Origin of the sequence: Streptomyces sp. NPDC057694 (genome assembly GCF_042799415.1) — a bacterium.
GTDB lineage: Bacteria > Actinomycetota > Actinomycetes > Streptomycetales > Streptomycetaceae > Streptomyces.
On sequence record NZ_JBHVIX010000020.1, the window covers coordinates 67,619 to 82,470 of the forward strand.

A 14,852-nucleotide genomic window follows, 5' to 3' on the forward strand; every position below is an offset into this window, starting at 1 on the left:
TCCGGTGTCAGCGCTTCAGCCACTTCACCTCGTAGCCCTGCATCTCGAACCGCTTGCCGTCGACCTTCGCGCTGATCGGCCGGTTCAGGGTGTTCACGACGAGTACGGCCTCGTCGTCGGCGATCACCCGCACATTGGGGACGTCGTCGGCGGCGACGGAGACCGAGGTGAACTTCGTGCCAGGGCCGAACTCCTCGTTGAACCGCGACACGAGCCCGTACATGGGCAGCGCTCCCCCGCCGTCGGCACTGTCGGTGGGCCGCCACAGGCAGCCGGCGCACGATCTGCCCTTCTCGTCCTCGGGGTTCCAGTAGAACGCGGACGTCGCACCGCCCTTGGCCAGCGCGATCATTCCGGCGGCCTGCACGGCGACGCGGTGCGACTCGCTCCAGCCGTCGCGCTCGTCCCTGCTGTCGGCGGGCTCCACGTAGTACTCGGCCCACCACAGCGGCAGATCGCCGGTCTGCCGCTCGATCCATCTGCTGACGGCCGTGAACTTGTCGGTGGCCCCGAACTCGTCGGGGAGCATCTCGTCGTCGTTCGTGTAGCTCGATCCGTCGACCACGACGAAGTCAGCGCCCGCCTTGTGCTTGTTCCAGTACTCGAAGGCGTCGACGATCCGCTGGTCCATGCGCCCCCAGGGCCCCGTGACGGCGTCCGACGTGCCCTCGGTCTGCTTCGGATCGAGGCTGTCCATCACCAGGTACGGACCGCCGACCAGGATGCCCTTGTCGACCTTCTTCAGGGCCTGGTGGACGAGGTTGTAGAGCTTCGTGTAGCCCTCGTAGTCCCAGCGGCCCTTGCCGTCGTTCCAGAATCCCTTGAACTCGTTCCACACGATGAAGTGGCGTACGTACGGATAGCGCTTGGCGACGGTGGCCGCCAGGTTCGCGTAGTCCTGGAAGTGGTCCGGGTCGGGGGCCTTCTCCAGGTTCTGCCGGCTCCAGTTGGTCTTGTCGACACCGGCCTTGCCGCCCTTCATCCAGTCGGGCGCGCAGCACAGCGTGATCACGGGCGTGCCGCCGGACGCGCGGATGAAGTCGATGCGCCGGTCCATCGCGTCGAAGTCGTAATGCCCCTTCACCGGCTCGGGGTTGTCCGCGCCCCAGCCCATGAGCGCCTGGTTCTGCGGCATCGGCCGGCCGCCGAGCAGCTTCTCCACCCGGGTGACGGCGCTCGACGAGCCCTCGTCGGCCGAGTGCTGGGTGTGTGTGAAGCCCCAGCCGACCTCGGGTCCCACCTGCGGGGGCGGGTCCGCCGGAGTGCCGTGGACCTTGTCGCCGTCGGGCGAGGTGCCCGCGGTGCTGGCCTTGCTGTCAGGAAGCGTGCTGAGCACCGTCAGCACCAGGGCCAGTGCGGCCATCCCCACGCCGAGCAGGGCGATGAGCCGCCATCGCCGCACCCCCGAATTCCACCCATGCCGTCCCATCAAGGACAAGAGTAACCAGGGGAGTTGACGAACGAACAGACTCCGCTGCCACAGCCTCGTAACGACGGGCGAGGTGACGGGCGGCCGTGCGGCACGGATGACGCGCTGCGGAAATGCCGTGCGGGCGGACCCCTGTTGGCGGATCATGGCGTTATGTCTGCGAACCCATTCGAGGCGCTGCCGGTCCGGCTGGGCGTCGACGACAGCGACTCGCCCTCCGATGTCGTCGACGCGCTCTTCCTCGGCCGCTTCGCCACGGGCGAGCAGCCGCACGCGCACGCGGTCAACATCGACCGGGTCAGGTCCGGCGCCACCCTGCTGCCGCCCGACGCCCGCATCGTGCGCTCCGCGCGCGACGACGACCGCAGTGCGACGCTCGCCGAGGGGGACGGCTGGACGCTGCTGATCTCCCGCTGGAACCGGGGCGCCGACGTCTCGGTCACGGCGACCACCACCGAGCTGGCCGAGAAGGTCCTCAAGCTGGCCACGGACGGCGCGGCCGACGAGCCCGAACCGCAGCCGGAGAACGTGACGATGGGGTTCTGGTACGTCTCGCCGCGGCGCGGCCCGCACCGTACGACCCGGCAGATCTCGGCGGGTACGTGGGACGAGGTGCGGTCCAACTACACGGCGCCGGTCGCCGAGGCGATGGACAGCCTGATGAAGACCCGGCCCGAGGACATCGCGGGCCGGCTGCTGCTGCTCCACGGGCCGCCCGGCACGGGCAAGACCTCGGCGCTGCGCACGCTGGCGCGGTCGTGGCGGGACTGGTGCCAGGTCGACTGCGTCCTGGACCCGGAGCGGCTGTTCTCCGACGTCGGCTATCTGATGGACATCGCGATCGGCGAGGACGACGGTACGGCGAAGGGGCGCTGGCGGCTGCTTCTGCTGGAGGACTGCGACGAGCTGATCCGCGGCGAGGCCAAGCACACGGCGGGGCAGGCGCTGTCGCGGCTGCTGAACCTCACGGACGGGCTGCTCGGGCAGGGCAGGAACGTTCTGGTGGGCGTGACCACCAACGAGGACCTGGAACGCCTGCACCCCGCCGTGGTCCGGCCCGGCCGCTGCCTCGCCCGCATCGAGGTGGGCCCGATGACGCACCGCGAGTCGGTGACCTGGCTCGGCACGGAGGAGGGCCTGGGTCGGGAGGGGGCGACTCTGGCGGAGCTCTACGCTCTGCGCCGCGGGGTGTCTCCGACGGCTGTGCCGGATCAGCGGGGCGGGGCGGATGCGGGGTTGTATTTGTAGGGGGCTTGGGGCGGGTGCGTGGTCGGGCGCGGCTCCGGTGGGGGCTGGTCGCGCAGTTCCCCGCGCCCCTGAAGCATGCGCTGCGCGCAGCTTCCCCTGAGGCTGCGCTCCGCGCGCCTCCACCTGGAGCCGGGGGCGCGCCTCTGATGGAGATAGCGCACGAAGTGCGCATCTCCAGGGGCGCGGGGAACTGCGCGAGAAGCGGCCACCGGGCCGCAGACGAACGACAACCCGATAAGGGGCGCGGGGAACTGCGCGACCAGCCCCCACCGGAGCCGCAGACGGCTAGGAATAAGCAGCCCGCACCGCGTCACGCGCGGCGTTGAGGGCGGCGTCTTCCGAGAGGCCCAGGCGGTGGACGCGCTCGGCGTAGGCCTGGGCCGCGCCGGAGGCCTCCCGGGAAGCCGCGTCCCGAGCGGACGCGACGAACGTTCCGTTGCGCCCCCGCGTCTCGATCACCCCGTCCGCCTCGAGCGCCCGATACGCCTTGGCCACCGTGTTCGCGGCGAGCCCCAACTCCTCGGCAAGCCCCCGCACGGTGGGCAGCTTGTACCCGACGGGCAGCGTCCCGCCCCGGGCCAGCTCGGAGATCTGCGCCCGCACCTGCTCATAGGGGGCCGCGCTGTCGTCAATGCGGATCTTCAAGGTCACGGCCCGATTCTCCCGCAGCCCCGGAAAATAGGAGGCACCCGGGCACGACCGGCGCGTACCGTCCGGCCCCATGACATTGATCGTTCGCACGCTGCGCCCGGAATCCCCGTCCGACACGGAGGGTTTCGCCCGGGTCCGCCGGGCCTGCGTGCCCGCGATGCTCGCTACCCCCGCCTCGGTCAGGTACCACGTGGCCCGCACGCATCCCGACGCCCACTACCGCCAGCTGATCGCGGTGACGGACGACGGGACGGTCATCGGCACCGCGCAGGTCGGCATCGCGCACGACAGCCCGCAGCCCGGCCAGGGCTACGCGAACGTGTACGTCCACCCGGACCACGAGAACCGGGGCGCGGGCACCCAGATCCTGCGCGCGGCCGAGGCCCACCTCGCGCAGCACGGCGCCCGCGAGGTGTACTGCTGGGCGCTGGACGGCGACCGCAATCTGGCGTGGGCGGCGGCCCGCGGCTACCGGCCCAGCCGCAGCGCCCACTTCCTGCGCCTCGACCTCACCCCCGACGACGCGCTGCCGCCCCTCGGCCCCGTCCCGCCCGGCGTGGAGCTGCGCACGGGAGCCGACTTCGCGTCCGATCCGCAGCCCCTGTTCGCGCTCGACGCGGAGACGGCGGCCGACGAGCCGAGTGACATCGCCACCGAACTCACCGACTACGAGCAGTGGTTGGCGGAAGTCTGGAACAACCCGCTGCTCGACCACGCGCTGACGTCGGTGGCCGTGGTGGACGGCCACCCCGCCGCGTTCACCCTCGCCCACACCGACGGCGACGGCCGCTACTCGTCGGGGATGACCGGCACGGCCCGCGCGCACCGCGGCCGGGGCCTCGCCAAACTCGCGAAGAACGACTCGCTGCACCGCGCCCGGAAGGCCGGCATCAGGGTGGCGTACACGGGCAACGACGCCGGCAACGAGCCGATGCTCGCGATCAACAACTGGTTCGGCTACACCTTCGACGCCAAGGAGATCCGCCATGTCCGCACCCTCGGCCCCCTCGACGCCTGAGGTCGTGCACGTACGCCTGGTCAAGGCCGGCCGTACGAAGATCAGGTATCCGGCGGCGCTGCTGCACGACGACGGCACGCACGCGGTGGTCCGCGCCGACTGGGCCGGCGACGGCGTACGGGACTTCGGCTTCGTACAGTTCGCGCCCGGCGACGTCTTCACCGAGCACTACTGGCGCGACCGCTGGTACGCGGTCAAGGAGGTGCGGGACGCGGACGGCGCGCTGAAGGGCTGGTACTGCGACATCGCCCGCCCGGTGGTGCGCGGCGAGGACGGCGATCTGCTCTCGGAGGATCTCGATCTGGACCTGTGGGTCTCGGCGGACGGCGGCGAGGTGATCCGGCTCGACGAGGACGAGTTCGCCGACAGCGGTCTCGCCGAGCGGGACCCGGCCGCCGCGCAGGAGGCGACCCGGGCCCTCGACGGCCTCGAACTCCTCGCCCGCCGGGGCGGGTTCCCCGACCTGCTCAGCTGATCGCCACCACCGCGTACCGCTCGTCGCGCACCGGCCCGCCCCACAGGCGCGGGTCCTGCGACAGGGAGGTGTGCCGCACCTCGCGGACGAGCGGTGCGAGGGTGTGCAGGATCCGGTCCGCCGGGATGCCCACCGGGCTCAGCTCGCCCCACACCCCCTCGATCAGCACGAGCCGTCCCGCGGGCCGCAGCAGCGTCAGCCAGTGCCGCAGCACGTCCTCCGGGCCGGGCAGTGTCCACAGCACGTGCCGGACGAGCACCACGTCGTACGCGCCCGGCGACACCGGCGGCGCCGCCGCGTCCCCGAGGCGGAACTCCGCGTCCTGGCCCGCCAGTTTGTGCCGGGCCAGCTCCAGCATGCGCGGCGCGCTGTCGACCCCTGTCACCCGGTGTCCCCGCTCGGCCGCGAGCAGCGACAGGCTGCCGGTGCCGCAGCCGAGATCGAGCACCTCGCCCGGCTTCCCGGGCAGCCAGCCGTCGAGCCGGTCCGCCCAGGCCGCGCGCACGGCGGGATCCCGCAGCCCGTGGTCCGGCTCGTCGTCGAAGGTGGCGGCCGCCTCGTCCCACGTATCGCCGATGCCGCTCGTACCGCCGATGCCACTCGTACCGTCCGTGCTCACGCGTGCTCCTTCGTGTCGGTCAGGTCGGTGGCGCCCCGGGCCGGACCGGCGGGCGGCCGCAACGTGTCGTACGTCACAGGAGCGTGGGTGCTCAGCCATGCCTCGATGCGCCCCCGTGCCTCCGGGGCGGGAGGGACGGTGCTCTCGGGTCTCTCGCTCATGTCCCGCATCAGACCACGCGGCACTGACAACGCGACCTGCCGTCAGGGGGCGCTCGTCCGCTCCCCGAGTGACAACCGCCACTGACAAATGCGCTTCGATGAGCGACGCTCCGGGAACAGGTCTACAACGGCACCACGTTGGAAACCGTGTAGGTACAGGAGGCAGCCATGCGCCGAGTGACCGTGCACAAGCCCGTCGGGCAGAGCAACACCGCCCGCCGACTGCGGGACGAGGCCGCCGAGCGGCAGCGGGAGCGCCCCGAAGTGCGCAAGGACGTGCGCAAGACGTGGTGGCCGGACGAGTAGGGGACCCGGCCCGATGACCTTCGCGAGAACGCGGCCGTCCTGGCTTCAGCCGGCGTCGGGGCGCAGCCGCTTGCGGTAGTGGATGCGGTCGTAGGGCCCGTCGGCGCGGCGCTCCATGACCTCGTATCCGTAGCGCGGGTAGATCTCCTGGTTCTCGTGCATCAACGCGTGGGTGTAGAGCCTGACTTCGGGCAGGCCGAGGGCGCGCGCGTGCTCGTCGACGAAGCCGAGCAGGCGGCGGCCCACTCCTTGCCCGTGGGCGTCGGGGTGGACCGCGACGCTGTCCAGGAACAGATGGTCCGGCCGGGCCTCCACCACCACGAGCCCGACGACGTCCGGGTCCCCGGTCACGTACACCAGACCCGCCGCGACATTCGCCGCGTGGTCGGCCTCCATCGGCTGCGGGACGACGCCGATGCGGGCGATGTAGGGGCGGTACGCGGCATCGGTGACGGCCTTGACGGCCGGTACGTCGGCGGCGACGGCCGGGCGGATCCCCGGATCCGCCGCATGGTCGGCCGTACGGTCCGCCGCAGGTGTTTCTTCGCTCATGCCTCCTGTCTACGCCACCGCCCCGCCCTCGCACCAACCGGCTTTCCAACCGGCTTTCCGACCGGCTTTCTGATCCCCGGCTGAGCCCGGCCTTAAGTGCGCCATAAAGATCGACTCGGGGCCCCGGGAAGGGCCGAACGGGCCGGTCTCGCGGGCTAACTTCCTTGGCACACCCCCACGTCGGACAAGACCGAGGAGCCCCCCATGCCCACACGCCGTACCCTGACCGCGCTCACCGCCGCCGTCTCGGGCGCCACCGCCCTGGCCGCCTTCTCCGCGACGCCCGCGGCCGCGCACGGCACGCTCGGCGACCCGGTCAGCCGGGTCGCGGCCTGCTACGCGGAGGGCGCCGAGAACCCCACCTCGGCGGCGTGCAAGGCGGCGGTCGCGGCGGGCGGCTCGCAGGCCCTCTACGACTGGAACGGCATCCGCATCGGCGACGCGGGCGGTCAGCACCAGGCGAAGATCCCGGACGGCAAGCTGTGCTCGGCGAACTCCGAGGAGTTCAAGGGCATGGACCTGGCGCGCGACGACTGGCCGGCGACGAAGGTCTCGGCGGGCGCGTACACCTTCAAGTACAAGGTGACCGCCCAGCACAAGGGCACCTTCAACCTCTATGTGACGAAGCAGAGTTACGACGCGTCGAAGCCGCTGGCCTGGTCCGACCTGGATCTGGAGCACCCGGTGGCGACGAAGACGGACCCGACGGCCGAGAGTGGCTACTACACGTTCTCCGGCACGCTGCCCGAGCGCACGGGCCGCCAGTTGGTCTACGGCATCTGGCAGCGCTCGGACAGCCCGGAGGCGTTCTACTCCTGCTCGGACGTGACGTACGGCGGCAGCAGCGGCTCCGGGTCCACGAGCGCGGCGGCGCCGGAGGCCTCCGCCCCCTCCGACGAGCAGATCACCGAGGACGCCGACAAGTCGACGGTGGACCACAGCGGCATGGACATGGGCGACGACACGGCGACCACGCACGAGGACCACGGGTCCGCGTCCCCGTCGACGGAGGCGGCAGCGGCCGACTCCGACGGCAACACCCCGTCCACGGACGGCAGTTCGGAGCATCTCGCGGAGACCGGTGGTGACCCGACCACCTCGTACATCGCGATCGGCGGTGCGGCCGCCCTGGCGATCGGCGCGGCGGGCCTGTTCACCTCGGTGCGCCGTCGCGCGACGGTGGGCGGCGGCCGGCACAGCCGCTGACCGACCCCGTCACACGCGTTCCCCTATCCGTACGCCCCGGCCGGCCGAGCTGCCCGCCGGGGCGTCGGCGTGCCGTCACCTCACCAGATCGGCCTGATCGGCCCGCCCGGCGCGAGGGTCAGCAACTGGCCTGCCAGCACACGCACTTGCTCTTCACCGAGCCGCTCCACCCAGGGCCCCACGGCATCTCCGGCGGCCTCCTCGGCGGCCCGGGTGCAGGCCCAGCCGCGCTCGGTGAGCACCAGGAGGCGGGCCCGCGCGTCATGGGGGTGCGGCCGCCGCTCCACGTACCCCTTGCGCACCATCTCGTCGACGAGCTGGCTCGCGGCCTGCTTGGTCACGCCGAGGTGCGAGGCGAGGTCGGTGGTGGTGGCGTCCCCGGCGGACAGCCGCGAGAACGCGAAGCCGTGCACGGGCCGCAGCCCGTCGAACCCTCTGGCCACGACGCCGTCGTGCAGGCGTTGCGTCAGCTCGCCCGCGGCGGCGAGCAGGGCGGCGGACAGGGCGAGGGCTTCGGTCTTCTGCACCCTCGCATTGAAACACCCTTGACGAGATGGTCAAGCAGCCTGACCATATGCATCAAGTAGTCAAGCAGCTTGACCATTGGATCGCTCGATCGCCCAAGGAGAAGACATGCCCGTAGTGCGCGCATCGGAAGCCGTCGTCCACGAGATGCACGGCGCCCGCTTCGTCTCGTACGCCACTCCCCGCACCGGCAGCGAGCAGCTGGCGGCCTGGCGGGGCGAGATCCCGGCCGGCACCAAGGCGCCGGCCCACACCGTGACCCACGAGGAGGTGCTGTACCTGATCGCGGGGACGCTGCGGCTGACCCTCGACGGCGAGAGTCACACCGTCGCCGCCGGCGACACGGTGATCGTGAACGCGGGCGCGACGCTCGCGGTGGAGAACCCCACGGACACCATGGCGACGACATGGGTGACGACATCGGTGGGCCTGGAGGCGGAGCTGGCGGACGGTACGCGGATCAGCCCGCCGTGGGCCCGGTAGGCCCCGGAGCCTCGGCGAACCCTCCGGCCTACAGGGCGAGTTCGCCGACCGCATCCCCGCCGCTGGTCTCCCCCGTCGGCCGGAAGCCGAGGCCGAGGTAGAACCCCTCGGGGCCGTCGGGGCCGGGGCGCCAGGTGACGAACATGCGGGTGCCGCCGCGGCGGCGCAGCTCGTCGGCCACGGCCTCGACGGCGAAGCGGCCGTAACCCCGGCCCTGCTCCCCCTCAGCGATGTTCAGCCGCCACAGCCCGGAGCGGTGGTCGGTGCCGTCACCCTTCCAATCGATGTCGAAGAAGGCCATCAGGAACCCGACGGTCCGCTCCCCGTCGACGATCAGCCGGGGCCAGGCCACGCCGGGATGCACATACGCCTCGGCCAGCGACTTCACCACCGGCGCCACCCGATGCTCCTGGTCCGCCCGCACCCGCACACCGAGGGCGGCGTCGAGGTTGCCGGGGGTTATGTCACAGAGACGCAGGTCGTTCGCCATGGGAGCACCTTAGATCCTCCTCGTATGCGATCAAATGTTCGAACACTGAGCTAGAGTTACTGAAGTTATCGAACGCGAGTACGATTGAGCCATCGGACAGAAGCGGCGAAGGGGGCAAAGCGATGGAGGTGTGGCATGACGGGCTTTGCTCACCTGCATGTCGCATCCGGCTATTCGATGCGCTACGGCGCCTCCCACCCCGAGCACCTGGCACGCCGGGCGGCGAAGCGCGGCATGTCGGTGCTGGCGCTGACCGACCGGGACACGGTCACCGGCGCCGTTCGATTCGCCGAGGCGTGCGCCGCGGAGGGGATCCGGCCGGTCTTCGGGATCGACCTCGCCGTGGAGGCCCTCGCACCCCCGCCCCCCGCACAGCGGCGCCGCACCCCGGCCCGCGGCGGGGCGCACGTGATCGAGCCGCCGCTGCGGGTCGTCCTGCTGGCCGAGAACCGGGCCGGATGGGCCCGGCTGTGCCGGATCACCTCGGCCGCTCACGCGCACGCCGCGACCACGGCGTCCGGGGCGCCGGTCGTGCCGTGGGAGGCGCTGCGCGAGCACGGCGGCCCCGGCCTGACGGTGCTGCTCGGCCCGCTCTCCGAGCCGGTCCGGGCGCTGGCCGTGGGCCGGGAGGACGTCGCGCGGAAGCTGCTGGCCCCGTGGCAGGAGATCTTCGGGACGGGCGTACGGCTCGAAGCGGTTGCGCAGAAACGTTTCAGCACAGGGGCGGGATCCCTGCGCCTGGCCGCCCGCACCCTGACCCTGGCCGACCGCACCGGCACCACCGCCGTCCTCACCAACGCGGTGCGCTACGCCGACCCCGACCAGCACCGCCTCGCCGATGTGCTGGACGCCGCGCGGCTGCTGCGCCCCATCGACCCGCGCCGCCTCGACAGCGGACAGCGCTGGCTCAAGGACGAGGCGGCCATGGCGGGCGTCGCACGCATGATCGCCGAGTGCGCCGGGGCCGGGCCCCGGCGGGCCGAGCGGCTGCTGGCGGACACGGCGGCCACCGCGGCCGCCTGCGCCGTGGATCCCGTGGCGGATCTCGGCCTGCGCACCCGTAAGCTCCCGGAACCCGAACTGTTCGGCGCCTCGCCCCGCACCGGCGGCGCGGCCCGGCTGCTGCGCGAGCAGTCCGAGGCCGGTCTGGCCCGGCGCGGCCTGGAGCGCGACCCGGCCGCCCTGAAGCGGCTGGACGAAGAGCTCGCCGTGATCTCGGAGCTGGACTACGACGCGTACTTCCTCGCCATCGGGCAGGTCGTGGCCGACATCCGCGCGAAGGGGATCCGGGTCGCCGCGCGCGGCTCGGGCGCCGGGTCGATGGTCTGCCACGCGCTGGGCATCGCCACGGCCAACCCGCTGGAGCACCGGCTGCTGTTCGAACGTTTCCTGAGCGTGCGCCGGGCCTCGCTGCCGGACATCGACCTCGACGTGGAGTCCGCGCGGCGCCTGGAGTGCTACGACGTGATCTTCGAGCGGTTCGGGAAGGAGCGGGTGGCGGTCACCGCGATGCCGGAGACCTACCGGGCGCGCCGGGCGCTGCGCGACGTCGGGCTCGCCCTGGGCATCGAACCGGCGGAGGTCGACCGGATCGCCAAGAGCTTTCCGCACCTGCGCGCGTCCGACATCACCGGCGCCCTCGCCGAACTGCCGGAACTGCGCGGGCTCGCGGCCCAGGCACACCGGTACGGGCCGCTGTGGGAGCTGGCCGAGGGGCTCGACTCCCTGGTCCACGGCATGGCCATGCACCCCTGCGGTGTGGTCATCAGCGACGCGACCCTGCTGGACCGGCTGCCGGTGCAGCCGACGCCGCAGGGCGACTACCCGATGGCGATGGCGGCCAAGGAGGAGATCGAGGCGCTGGGCAACATCAAGCTGGACGTCCTGGGCGTGCGGATGCAGTCCGCGATGGCCCATGCCGTCGCGGAGATCGAGCGCACCACCGGCAACCGCGTCGACCTGGACGACCAGGAGCAGGTGCCGCTCGACGACGTCTTCGCGTTCAAGCTCATCCAGGAGAGCCGCACCCTGGGCCTGTTCCAGCTGGAGTCCCCCGGCCAGCAGGACCTGCTGTCACGGCTCCAGCCCCGCGATCCGCAGGACGTCATCGCCGACATCAGCCTCTTCCGGCCCGGGCCGGTCGCGGGCGGGATGCCCGAGCGGTACATCGCCGCCCGGCACGGCGGTACTCCCTCCTACGCCCATCCGGACCTGGAGCCCGTGCTCGCGGACACCTACGGCGTGACCATCTGGCACGAGCAGATCATCGAGACCCTGTCGGTGCTGACGGGCTGCGACCGCGCCATGGCGGAGATCGCCCGGCGCGCGCTCGGGGACAAGGAGCGGCTGCCCCGTATCCGGGACTGGTTCCATCGGCAGGCGCGGGCGCGCGGGTACGGCGACGCGGTGCGCGACGAGGTCTGGAAGACCGTCGAGGCGTTCGGCGCCTACGGGTTCTGCCGGGCGCACGCCGTCGCGTTCGCCGTGCCTGCCCTGCAAAGTGCCTGGCTCAAGGCGCACTTCCCCGCGTATCTGCTGGCGGGGCTGCTCGAACACGATCCCGGGATGTGGCCCAAGCGGGTCCTGGTCGCCGACGCCCGCCGGGGCGGCGTGCCGGTCCTGCCGGTCGACATCAACCGTTCGCGCGTACGGCACATCGTCGAGGAGACCGACAGGGAGCGGTGGGGGGTGCGGCTCGCGCTGTCCGAGGTGCGCGGCATCAGCGAGGAGGAGGCCGCGCGGATCGAGGAGGGGCAGCCCTACGGTTCGCTGTCCGACTTCTGGCAGCGGGCCCGTCCCAGCCGGCCGACCGCCGAACGGCTCGCCGAGATCGGCGCCCTGGGCTGTCTGCACGACGGCCGGCTCACCCGCCGCGACCTGCTGCTCCAGATCGCCGAACTCCACCGGCAGTCCCGCACCCGGACCGCGGGCGAGGGCCAACTCCCCTTCGACACCGGTGCGGTGGGCGGGCAGGACCCCAGCGGCCTGCCGGACCTGACCTCGCGGGAGACCATGAGCGCCGAGCTGAACACCCTCGGCCTCGATGTCTCCAAGCACCTGATGGAGCATCACCACCGGCTGCTGCGGGAGATCGGCGCGACCGACGCGGCGCATCTGGCCGGGCTGCGCGCCGGGCAGCAGGTGCTCGTCGCCGGGGTGCGGGCCTCCACCCAGACGCCGCCGATCGCCAGCGGCAAGCGCATCATCTTCGTCACCCTGGAGGACGGCTCGGGCCTGGTGGACCTGGCGTTCTTCGAGGACTCGCATCCGGCCTGCGCGCACACCGTCTTCCACAGCGGGCTGCTCCTGGTGCGCGGCACGGTCCAGGTGCGCGGCACCCGCCGCACCGTGGTCGGCACCATGGCGTGGGACCTGGACGAGATCGCCGCGGCCCGCCGCGACAACGGCCCCGAGGCCGCGCTCGCCCTGCTCGGCGCGAGCCGTCCGCACCCGACACCCGCCCAGCCCGGGCGCACCCTCGCCAACGGCACCACGGGCGCCCGGCTGCACCCGTACGCCGACCTCCAGCCCGCGGGCAGCCGGTCGGCGGATCTGAAGAAGTTCGGTTATACGAGTCCGGGGAGCGCGGGATGACCACACGTCAGCGGCACATCGCCCATCTCCACCTGCACGCCCGGCTGAGCGAGGAGCAGTACGAAAAAATAATCGAACTGATGTGCGGTATCACACCGCATGTGCAGGCCGTCCCGCCCGACGCCGTCCAGCTGGACCTGACGTCGGCGCTCCGCTACTTCGACATGTCCCCGTACGACGTGGTCCAGACGGCGATGCTCCGGCTGAAGCTCTTCTACGGCATCGAGTGCAGCGCCGGGCTCGCGGGCAACCGCATGCTGGCGGCCATGGCGGCGGACGCCTCGGCGCCGGAGGCCACCACCTGGGTGCCCGCCGAGCGCGCCGCCCAGTGGCTCGCGCCGCGGCCGGTCGCGGCCCTGCCCGGCATCGGCCGCAGTACGGCGACGACGCTCGGCAAGTTCGGCCTGCACACCATCGGACAGCTCGCGGAGCTGCCGCCCGCGACCCTGCAACGACTCCTCGGGAGCGCGCAGGCGCGGCTGCTGGCCGAACGCGCCCGCGGCCACGACCCGCGCCCGGTCGTCCCGGCCGAGCCCGCCGAGCACCTGAGCGCCGATCTCGTCCTCGACCGCGACTGTCTCGACCCGGCCGGGCAGCACCGCGCCGTCCTGGGTCTCGCCGATCAGCTGGGCCAGCGGCTGCGCGGTCAGGGCCGGGTCGCCGGGCGGCTCACCCTCACCGTGCGGTACGCGGACCGCAGCTCCACCACGCGCACCCGCGCCCTGCCGGAGTCCACCGGCCACTCACCGGCTCTCGCGGGCACCGCGCTCACACTGCTGGCCGGTCTCGGGCTGCAACGCGCGCGCGTGCGCGCCTTCACGGTCCGCGCCGACGACCTCCGCCCGGCCGGGACGGCGCACCTTCAGCTCTCGCTGGACCCGGGTGCCGATCGCGCCCGCGCCGTGGAGGCCGCCGCGGACCGGGCCCGCCGCCGGTTCGGCCCCGACGCCGTGCGGCCCGGCACGCTCGCGGGGGCCGGGCCCGGGGCACCTGTCAGTGGTTACTGAAGGCGGCGCCGGTCACCGATTCCCGAAGGCGGCGTCGGTCACTGGTTGCTGAACGCGGCGTCGAAGGACGCCTCGGGCAGCGGCCACAGCGCGGCCTTGATCCGCCCGACCGCCTCGGCGGCGCCGTGCAGGCGGTCCATGCCCGCGTCCTCCCACTCGACGGAGATCGGCCCGTCGTAGCCGATGGCGGCGAGGGCGCGGAAGGCGTCCTCCCAGGGCACGTCGCCGTGGCCGACGGAGACGAAGTCCCAGCGGCGGCGCGGGTCGCCCCACGGCAGGTGGGAGCCGAGGATGCCGGACCGCCCGGTCTGCGGGCGCACCCGGGTGTCCTTGCAGTCGACGTGGTAGATGCGGTCGGCGAAGTCGGTGATGAAGCCGACCGTGTCGACGCCCTGCCAGAGCATGTGCGAGGGGTCCCAGTTGAACCCGAAGGCGGGCCGCCGGCCGATGGCCTCCAGGGTCCGCACGCTGGTCCAGTGGTCGTAGGCGATCTCGGAGGGGTGCACCTCGTGGGCGAAGCGCACACCCTCGGCGTCGAAGACGTCCAGGATCGGGTTCCAGCGCCGTGCGAAGTCCTCGTAGCCGTCGTCGATGACGGACTGCGGGACCGGCGGGAACATGGCGACGTACTTCCAGATCTTCGATCCGGTGAAGCCGACGACGGTGTCCGCGCCGAGCCTGCGGGCCACGCGGGCGGCGCGCTTCATGTCCTCGGCGGCCCGCTGCCGCACGCCCTCCTCGTCACCGTCGCCCCACACCGACGGGCGCAGGATCGCCTGGTGGCGGAAGTCGATGGGATCGTCGCAGACGGCCTGGCCGCCCAGGTGGTGGGAGATCGCCCAGACCTTCAGCCCGTACCGGTCGAGGACGGCCTGCTTGGCCGGGAGGTAGTCGGGGTCCTCCTCGGCGCGGGCCAGGTCCAGGTGGTCGCCGGAGGCCGCGATCTCCAGCCCGTCGTACCCCCATTGGCTCGCCAGCCGGGCGACCTCCTCGAAGGGCATGTCGGCCCATTGTCCGGTGAACAGCGTGACCGGACGGCGGGCCGGCTGCGAGTGCTGGGTCATGGGGTGCCTCCTTGGCTCTGTTCG

Annotated in this window: 16 protein-coding genes; 8 read left to right on the top strand and 8 right to left on the bottom strand. The window is 72.3% G+C overall.

The features are described from left to right. Window positions 1-7 precede the first annotated feature (7 nt). Window positions 8-1,429, bottom strand: coding sequence for a xylan 1,4-beta-xylosidase (locus ACFVDP_RS32370; RefSeq protein WP_383497564.1), 1,422 nt, complete (start codon window positions 1,427-1,429; stop codon window positions 8-10). 153 nt (window positions 1,430-1,582) lie between these two features. On the opposite strand from ACFVDP_RS32370, the gene ACFVDP_RS32375 reads away from it, so the two are divergent. Next, the gene (locus ACFVDP_RS32375; RefSeq protein ID WP_383497566.1) at window positions 1,583-2,677 is read left to right on the top strand and encodes a DUF5925 domain-containing protein; all 1,095 of its coding nucleotides are present in this window, start codon (window positions 1,583-1,585) and stop codon (window positions 2,675-2,677) included. A 285-nt stretch (window positions 2,678-2,962) separates the two neighbouring features. Here the strand turns inward: ACFVDP_RS32375 and ACFVDP_RS32380 are convergent, their stop codons facing one another. Beyond that, window positions 2,963-3,328, bottom strand: a complete 366-nt coding sequence (locus ACFVDP_RS32380) for a GntR family transcriptional regulator (protein WP_383497568.1) — start codon at window positions 3,326-3,328, stop codon at window positions 2,963-2,965. A gap of 70 nt (window positions 3,329-3,398) precedes the next feature. Here ACFVDP_RS32380 and ACFVDP_RS32385 point away from each other — a divergent pair, with 70 nt between their 5' ends. Together ACFVDP_RS32385 and ACFVDP_RS32390 are read left to right on the top strand one after the other, a co-directional pair. Beyond that, on the top strand, window positions 3,399-4,346 hold the full coding sequence (locus ACFVDP_RS32385) for a GNAT family N-acetyltransferase (protein WP_383497570.1): 948 nt from the start codon (window positions 3,399-3,401) through the stop codon (window positions 4,344-4,346). Beyond that, complete coding sequence (locus ACFVDP_RS32390) at window positions 4,315-4,821, top strand: DUF402 domain-containing protein (protein ID WP_383497572.1); 507 nt, start codon at window positions 4,315-4,317, stop codon at window positions 4,819-4,821. The genes ACFVDP_RS32385 and ACFVDP_RS32390 overlap by 32 nt, the downstream gene beginning before the upstream one ends. Here ACFVDP_RS32390 and ACFVDP_RS32395 read toward each other — a convergent pair. After that, complete coding sequence (locus ACFVDP_RS32395; RefSeq protein WP_383497574.1) at window positions 4,814-5,440, bottom strand: class I SAM-dependent methyltransferase; 627 nt, start codon at window positions 5,438-5,440, stop codon at window positions 4,814-4,816. The two genes, ACFVDP_RS32390 and ACFVDP_RS32395, sit on opposite strands and share 8 nt — an antisense overlap. After that, window positions 5,437-5,601: a hypothetical protein gene (locus ACFVDP_RS32400; RefSeq protein WP_383497576.1), complete on the bottom strand. Its 165-nt coding sequence runs from the start codon at window positions 5,599-5,601 to the stop codon at window positions 5,437-5,439. The genes ACFVDP_RS32395 and ACFVDP_RS32400 overlap by 4 nt, the downstream gene beginning before the upstream one ends. A gap of 168 nt (window positions 5,602-5,769) precedes the next feature. Here ACFVDP_RS32400 and ACFVDP_RS32405 point away from each other — a divergent pair, with 168 nt between their 5' ends. Next, window positions 5,770-5,907 carry a hypothetical protein gene (locus tag ACFVDP_RS32405; protein ID WP_383497578.1) on the top strand — a complete coding sequence of 46 codons (138 nt, stop codon included), beginning with the start codon at window positions 5,770-5,772 and terminating at the stop codon, window positions 5,905-5,907. Between the two features lie 45 nt (window positions 5,908-5,952). On the opposite strand, the gene ACFVDP_RS32410 is transcribed toward ACFVDP_RS32405, so the two are convergent. Next, window positions 5,953-6,459 carry a GNAT family N-acetyltransferase gene (locus ACFVDP_RS32410; protein ID WP_383497580.1) on the bottom strand — a complete coding sequence of 169 codons (507 nt, stop codon included), beginning with the start codon at window positions 6,457-6,459 and terminating at the stop codon, window positions 5,953-5,955. Window positions 6,460-6,663: 204 nt separating this feature from the next. On the opposite strand from ACFVDP_RS32410, the gene ACFVDP_RS32415 reads away from it, so the two are divergent. Further along, window positions 6,664-7,665, top strand: coding sequence for a lytic polysaccharide monooxygenase (locus ACFVDP_RS32415; protein WP_383497582.1), 1,002 nt, complete (start codon window positions 6,664-6,666; stop codon window positions 7,663-7,665). Window positions 7,666-7,745: 80 nt separating this feature from the next. Here ACFVDP_RS32415 and ACFVDP_RS32420 read toward each other — a convergent pair whose 3' ends face one another. After that, window positions 7,746-8,192 carry a MarR family winged helix-turn-helix transcriptional regulator gene (locus ACFVDP_RS32420; RefSeq protein ID WP_383497584.1) on the bottom strand — a complete coding sequence of 149 codons (447 nt, stop codon included), beginning with the start codon at window positions 8,190-8,192 and terminating at the stop codon, window positions 7,746-7,748. A 106-nt stretch (window positions 8,193-8,298) separates the two neighbouring features. Between ACFVDP_RS32420 and ACFVDP_RS32425 the strand changes: the two genes are divergently transcribed. Continuing rightward, the gene (locus ACFVDP_RS32425; RefSeq protein WP_383497586.1) at window positions 8,299-8,673 is read left to right on the top strand and encodes a cupin domain-containing protein; all 375 of its coding nucleotides are present in this window, start codon (window positions 8,299-8,301) and stop codon (window positions 8,671-8,673) included. 28 nt (window positions 8,674-8,701) lie between these two features. Here ACFVDP_RS32425 and ACFVDP_RS32430 read toward each other — a convergent pair whose 3' ends face one another. After that, the gene (locus ACFVDP_RS32430) at window positions 8,702-9,163 is read right to left on the bottom strand and encodes a GNAT family N-acetyltransferase (protein ID WP_383497588.1); all 462 of its coding nucleotides are present in this window, start codon (window positions 9,161-9,163) and stop codon (window positions 8,702-8,704) included. 135 nt (window positions 9,164-9,298) lie between these two features. Here ACFVDP_RS32430 and ACFVDP_RS32435 point away from each other — a divergent pair, with 135 nt between their 5' ends. Together ACFVDP_RS32435 and ACFVDP_RS32440 are read left to right on the top strand one after the other, a co-directional pair. Beyond that, on the top strand, window positions 9,299-12,757 hold the full coding sequence (locus tag ACFVDP_RS32435; RefSeq protein WP_383497590.1) for a DNA polymerase III subunit alpha: 3,459 nt from the start codon (window positions 9,299-9,301) through the stop codon (window positions 12,755-12,757). Continuing rightward, a complete protein-coding gene (locus ACFVDP_RS32440) occupies window positions 12,754-13,764 on the top strand; it encodes an ImpB/MucB/SamB family protein (RefSeq protein ID WP_383497592.1) in 1,011 nt (336 codons plus the stop codon). Before ACFVDP_RS32435 ends, ACFVDP_RS32440 begins: the two co-directional genes overlap by 4 nt. A gap of 38 nt (window positions 13,765-13,802) precedes the next feature. On the opposite strand, the gene ACFVDP_RS32445 is transcribed toward ACFVDP_RS32440, so the two are convergent. Beyond that, window positions 13,803-14,828, bottom strand: a complete 1,026-nt coding sequence (locus ACFVDP_RS32445) for a sugar phosphate isomerase/epimerase family protein (protein ID WP_383497594.1) — start codon at window positions 14,826-14,828, stop codon at window positions 13,803-13,805. Window positions 14,829-14,852: the final 24 nt, after the last annotated feature.

What these genes read in the sequence shown, in the direction of transcription:
- ACFVDP_RS32375 (WP_383497566.1), top strand. Translation starts at nt 1,583, where the DNA reads ATGTCTGCGAACCCATTCGAGGCGCTGCCGGTCCGGCTGGGCGTCGAC.
- ACFVDP_RS32435 (WP_383497590.1), top strand. Translation starts at nt 9,299, where the DNA reads ATGACGGGCTTTGCTCACCTGCATGTCGCATCCGGCTATTCGATGCGC.
- ACFVDP_RS32410 (WP_383497580.1), bottom strand. Translation starts at nt 6,459, where the DNA reads ATGAGCGAAGAAACACCTGCGGCGGACCGTACGGCCGACCATGCGGCG.
- ACFVDP_RS32425 (WP_383497586.1), top strand. Translation starts at nt 8,299, where the DNA reads ATGCCCGTAGTGCGCGCATCGGAAGCCGTCGTCCACGAGATGCACGGC.
- ACFVDP_RS32430 (WP_383497588.1), bottom strand. Translation starts at nt 9,163, where the DNA reads ATGGCGAACGACCTGCGTCTCTGTGACATAACCCCCGGCAACCTCGAC.
- ACFVDP_RS32370 (WP_383497564.1), bottom strand. Translation starts at nt 1,429, where the DNA reads ATGGGACGGCATGGGTGGAATTCGGGGGTGCGGCGATGGCGGCTCATC.
- ACFVDP_RS32385 (WP_383497570.1), top strand. Translation starts at nt 3,399, where the DNA reads ATGACATTGATCGTTCGCACGCTGCGCCCGGAATCCCCGTCCGACACG.
- ACFVDP_RS32440 (WP_383497592.1), top strand. Translation starts at nt 12,754, where the DNA reads ATGACCACACGTCAGCGGCACATCGCCCATCTCCACCTGCACGCCCGG.
- ACFVDP_RS32390 (WP_383497572.1), top strand. Translation starts at nt 4,315, where the DNA reads ATGTCCGCACCCTCGGCCCCCTCGACGCCTGAGGTCGTGCACGTACGC.
- ACFVDP_RS32415 (WP_383497582.1), top strand. Translation starts at nt 6,664, where the DNA reads ATGCCCACACGCCGTACCCTGACCGCGCTCACCGCCGCCGTCTCGGGC.
- ACFVDP_RS32405 (WP_383497578.1), top strand. Translation starts at nt 5,770, where the DNA reads ATGCGCCGAGTGACCGTGCACAAGCCCGTCGGGCAGAGCAACACCGCC.
- ACFVDP_RS32445 (WP_383497594.1), bottom strand. Translation starts at nt 14,828, where the DNA reads ATGACCCAGCACTCGCAGCCGGCCCGCCGTCCGGTCACGCTGTTCACC.
- ACFVDP_RS32400 (WP_383497576.1), bottom strand. Translation starts at nt 5,601, where the DNA reads ATGAGCGAGAGACCCGAGAGCACCGTCCCTCCCGCCCCGGAGGCACGG.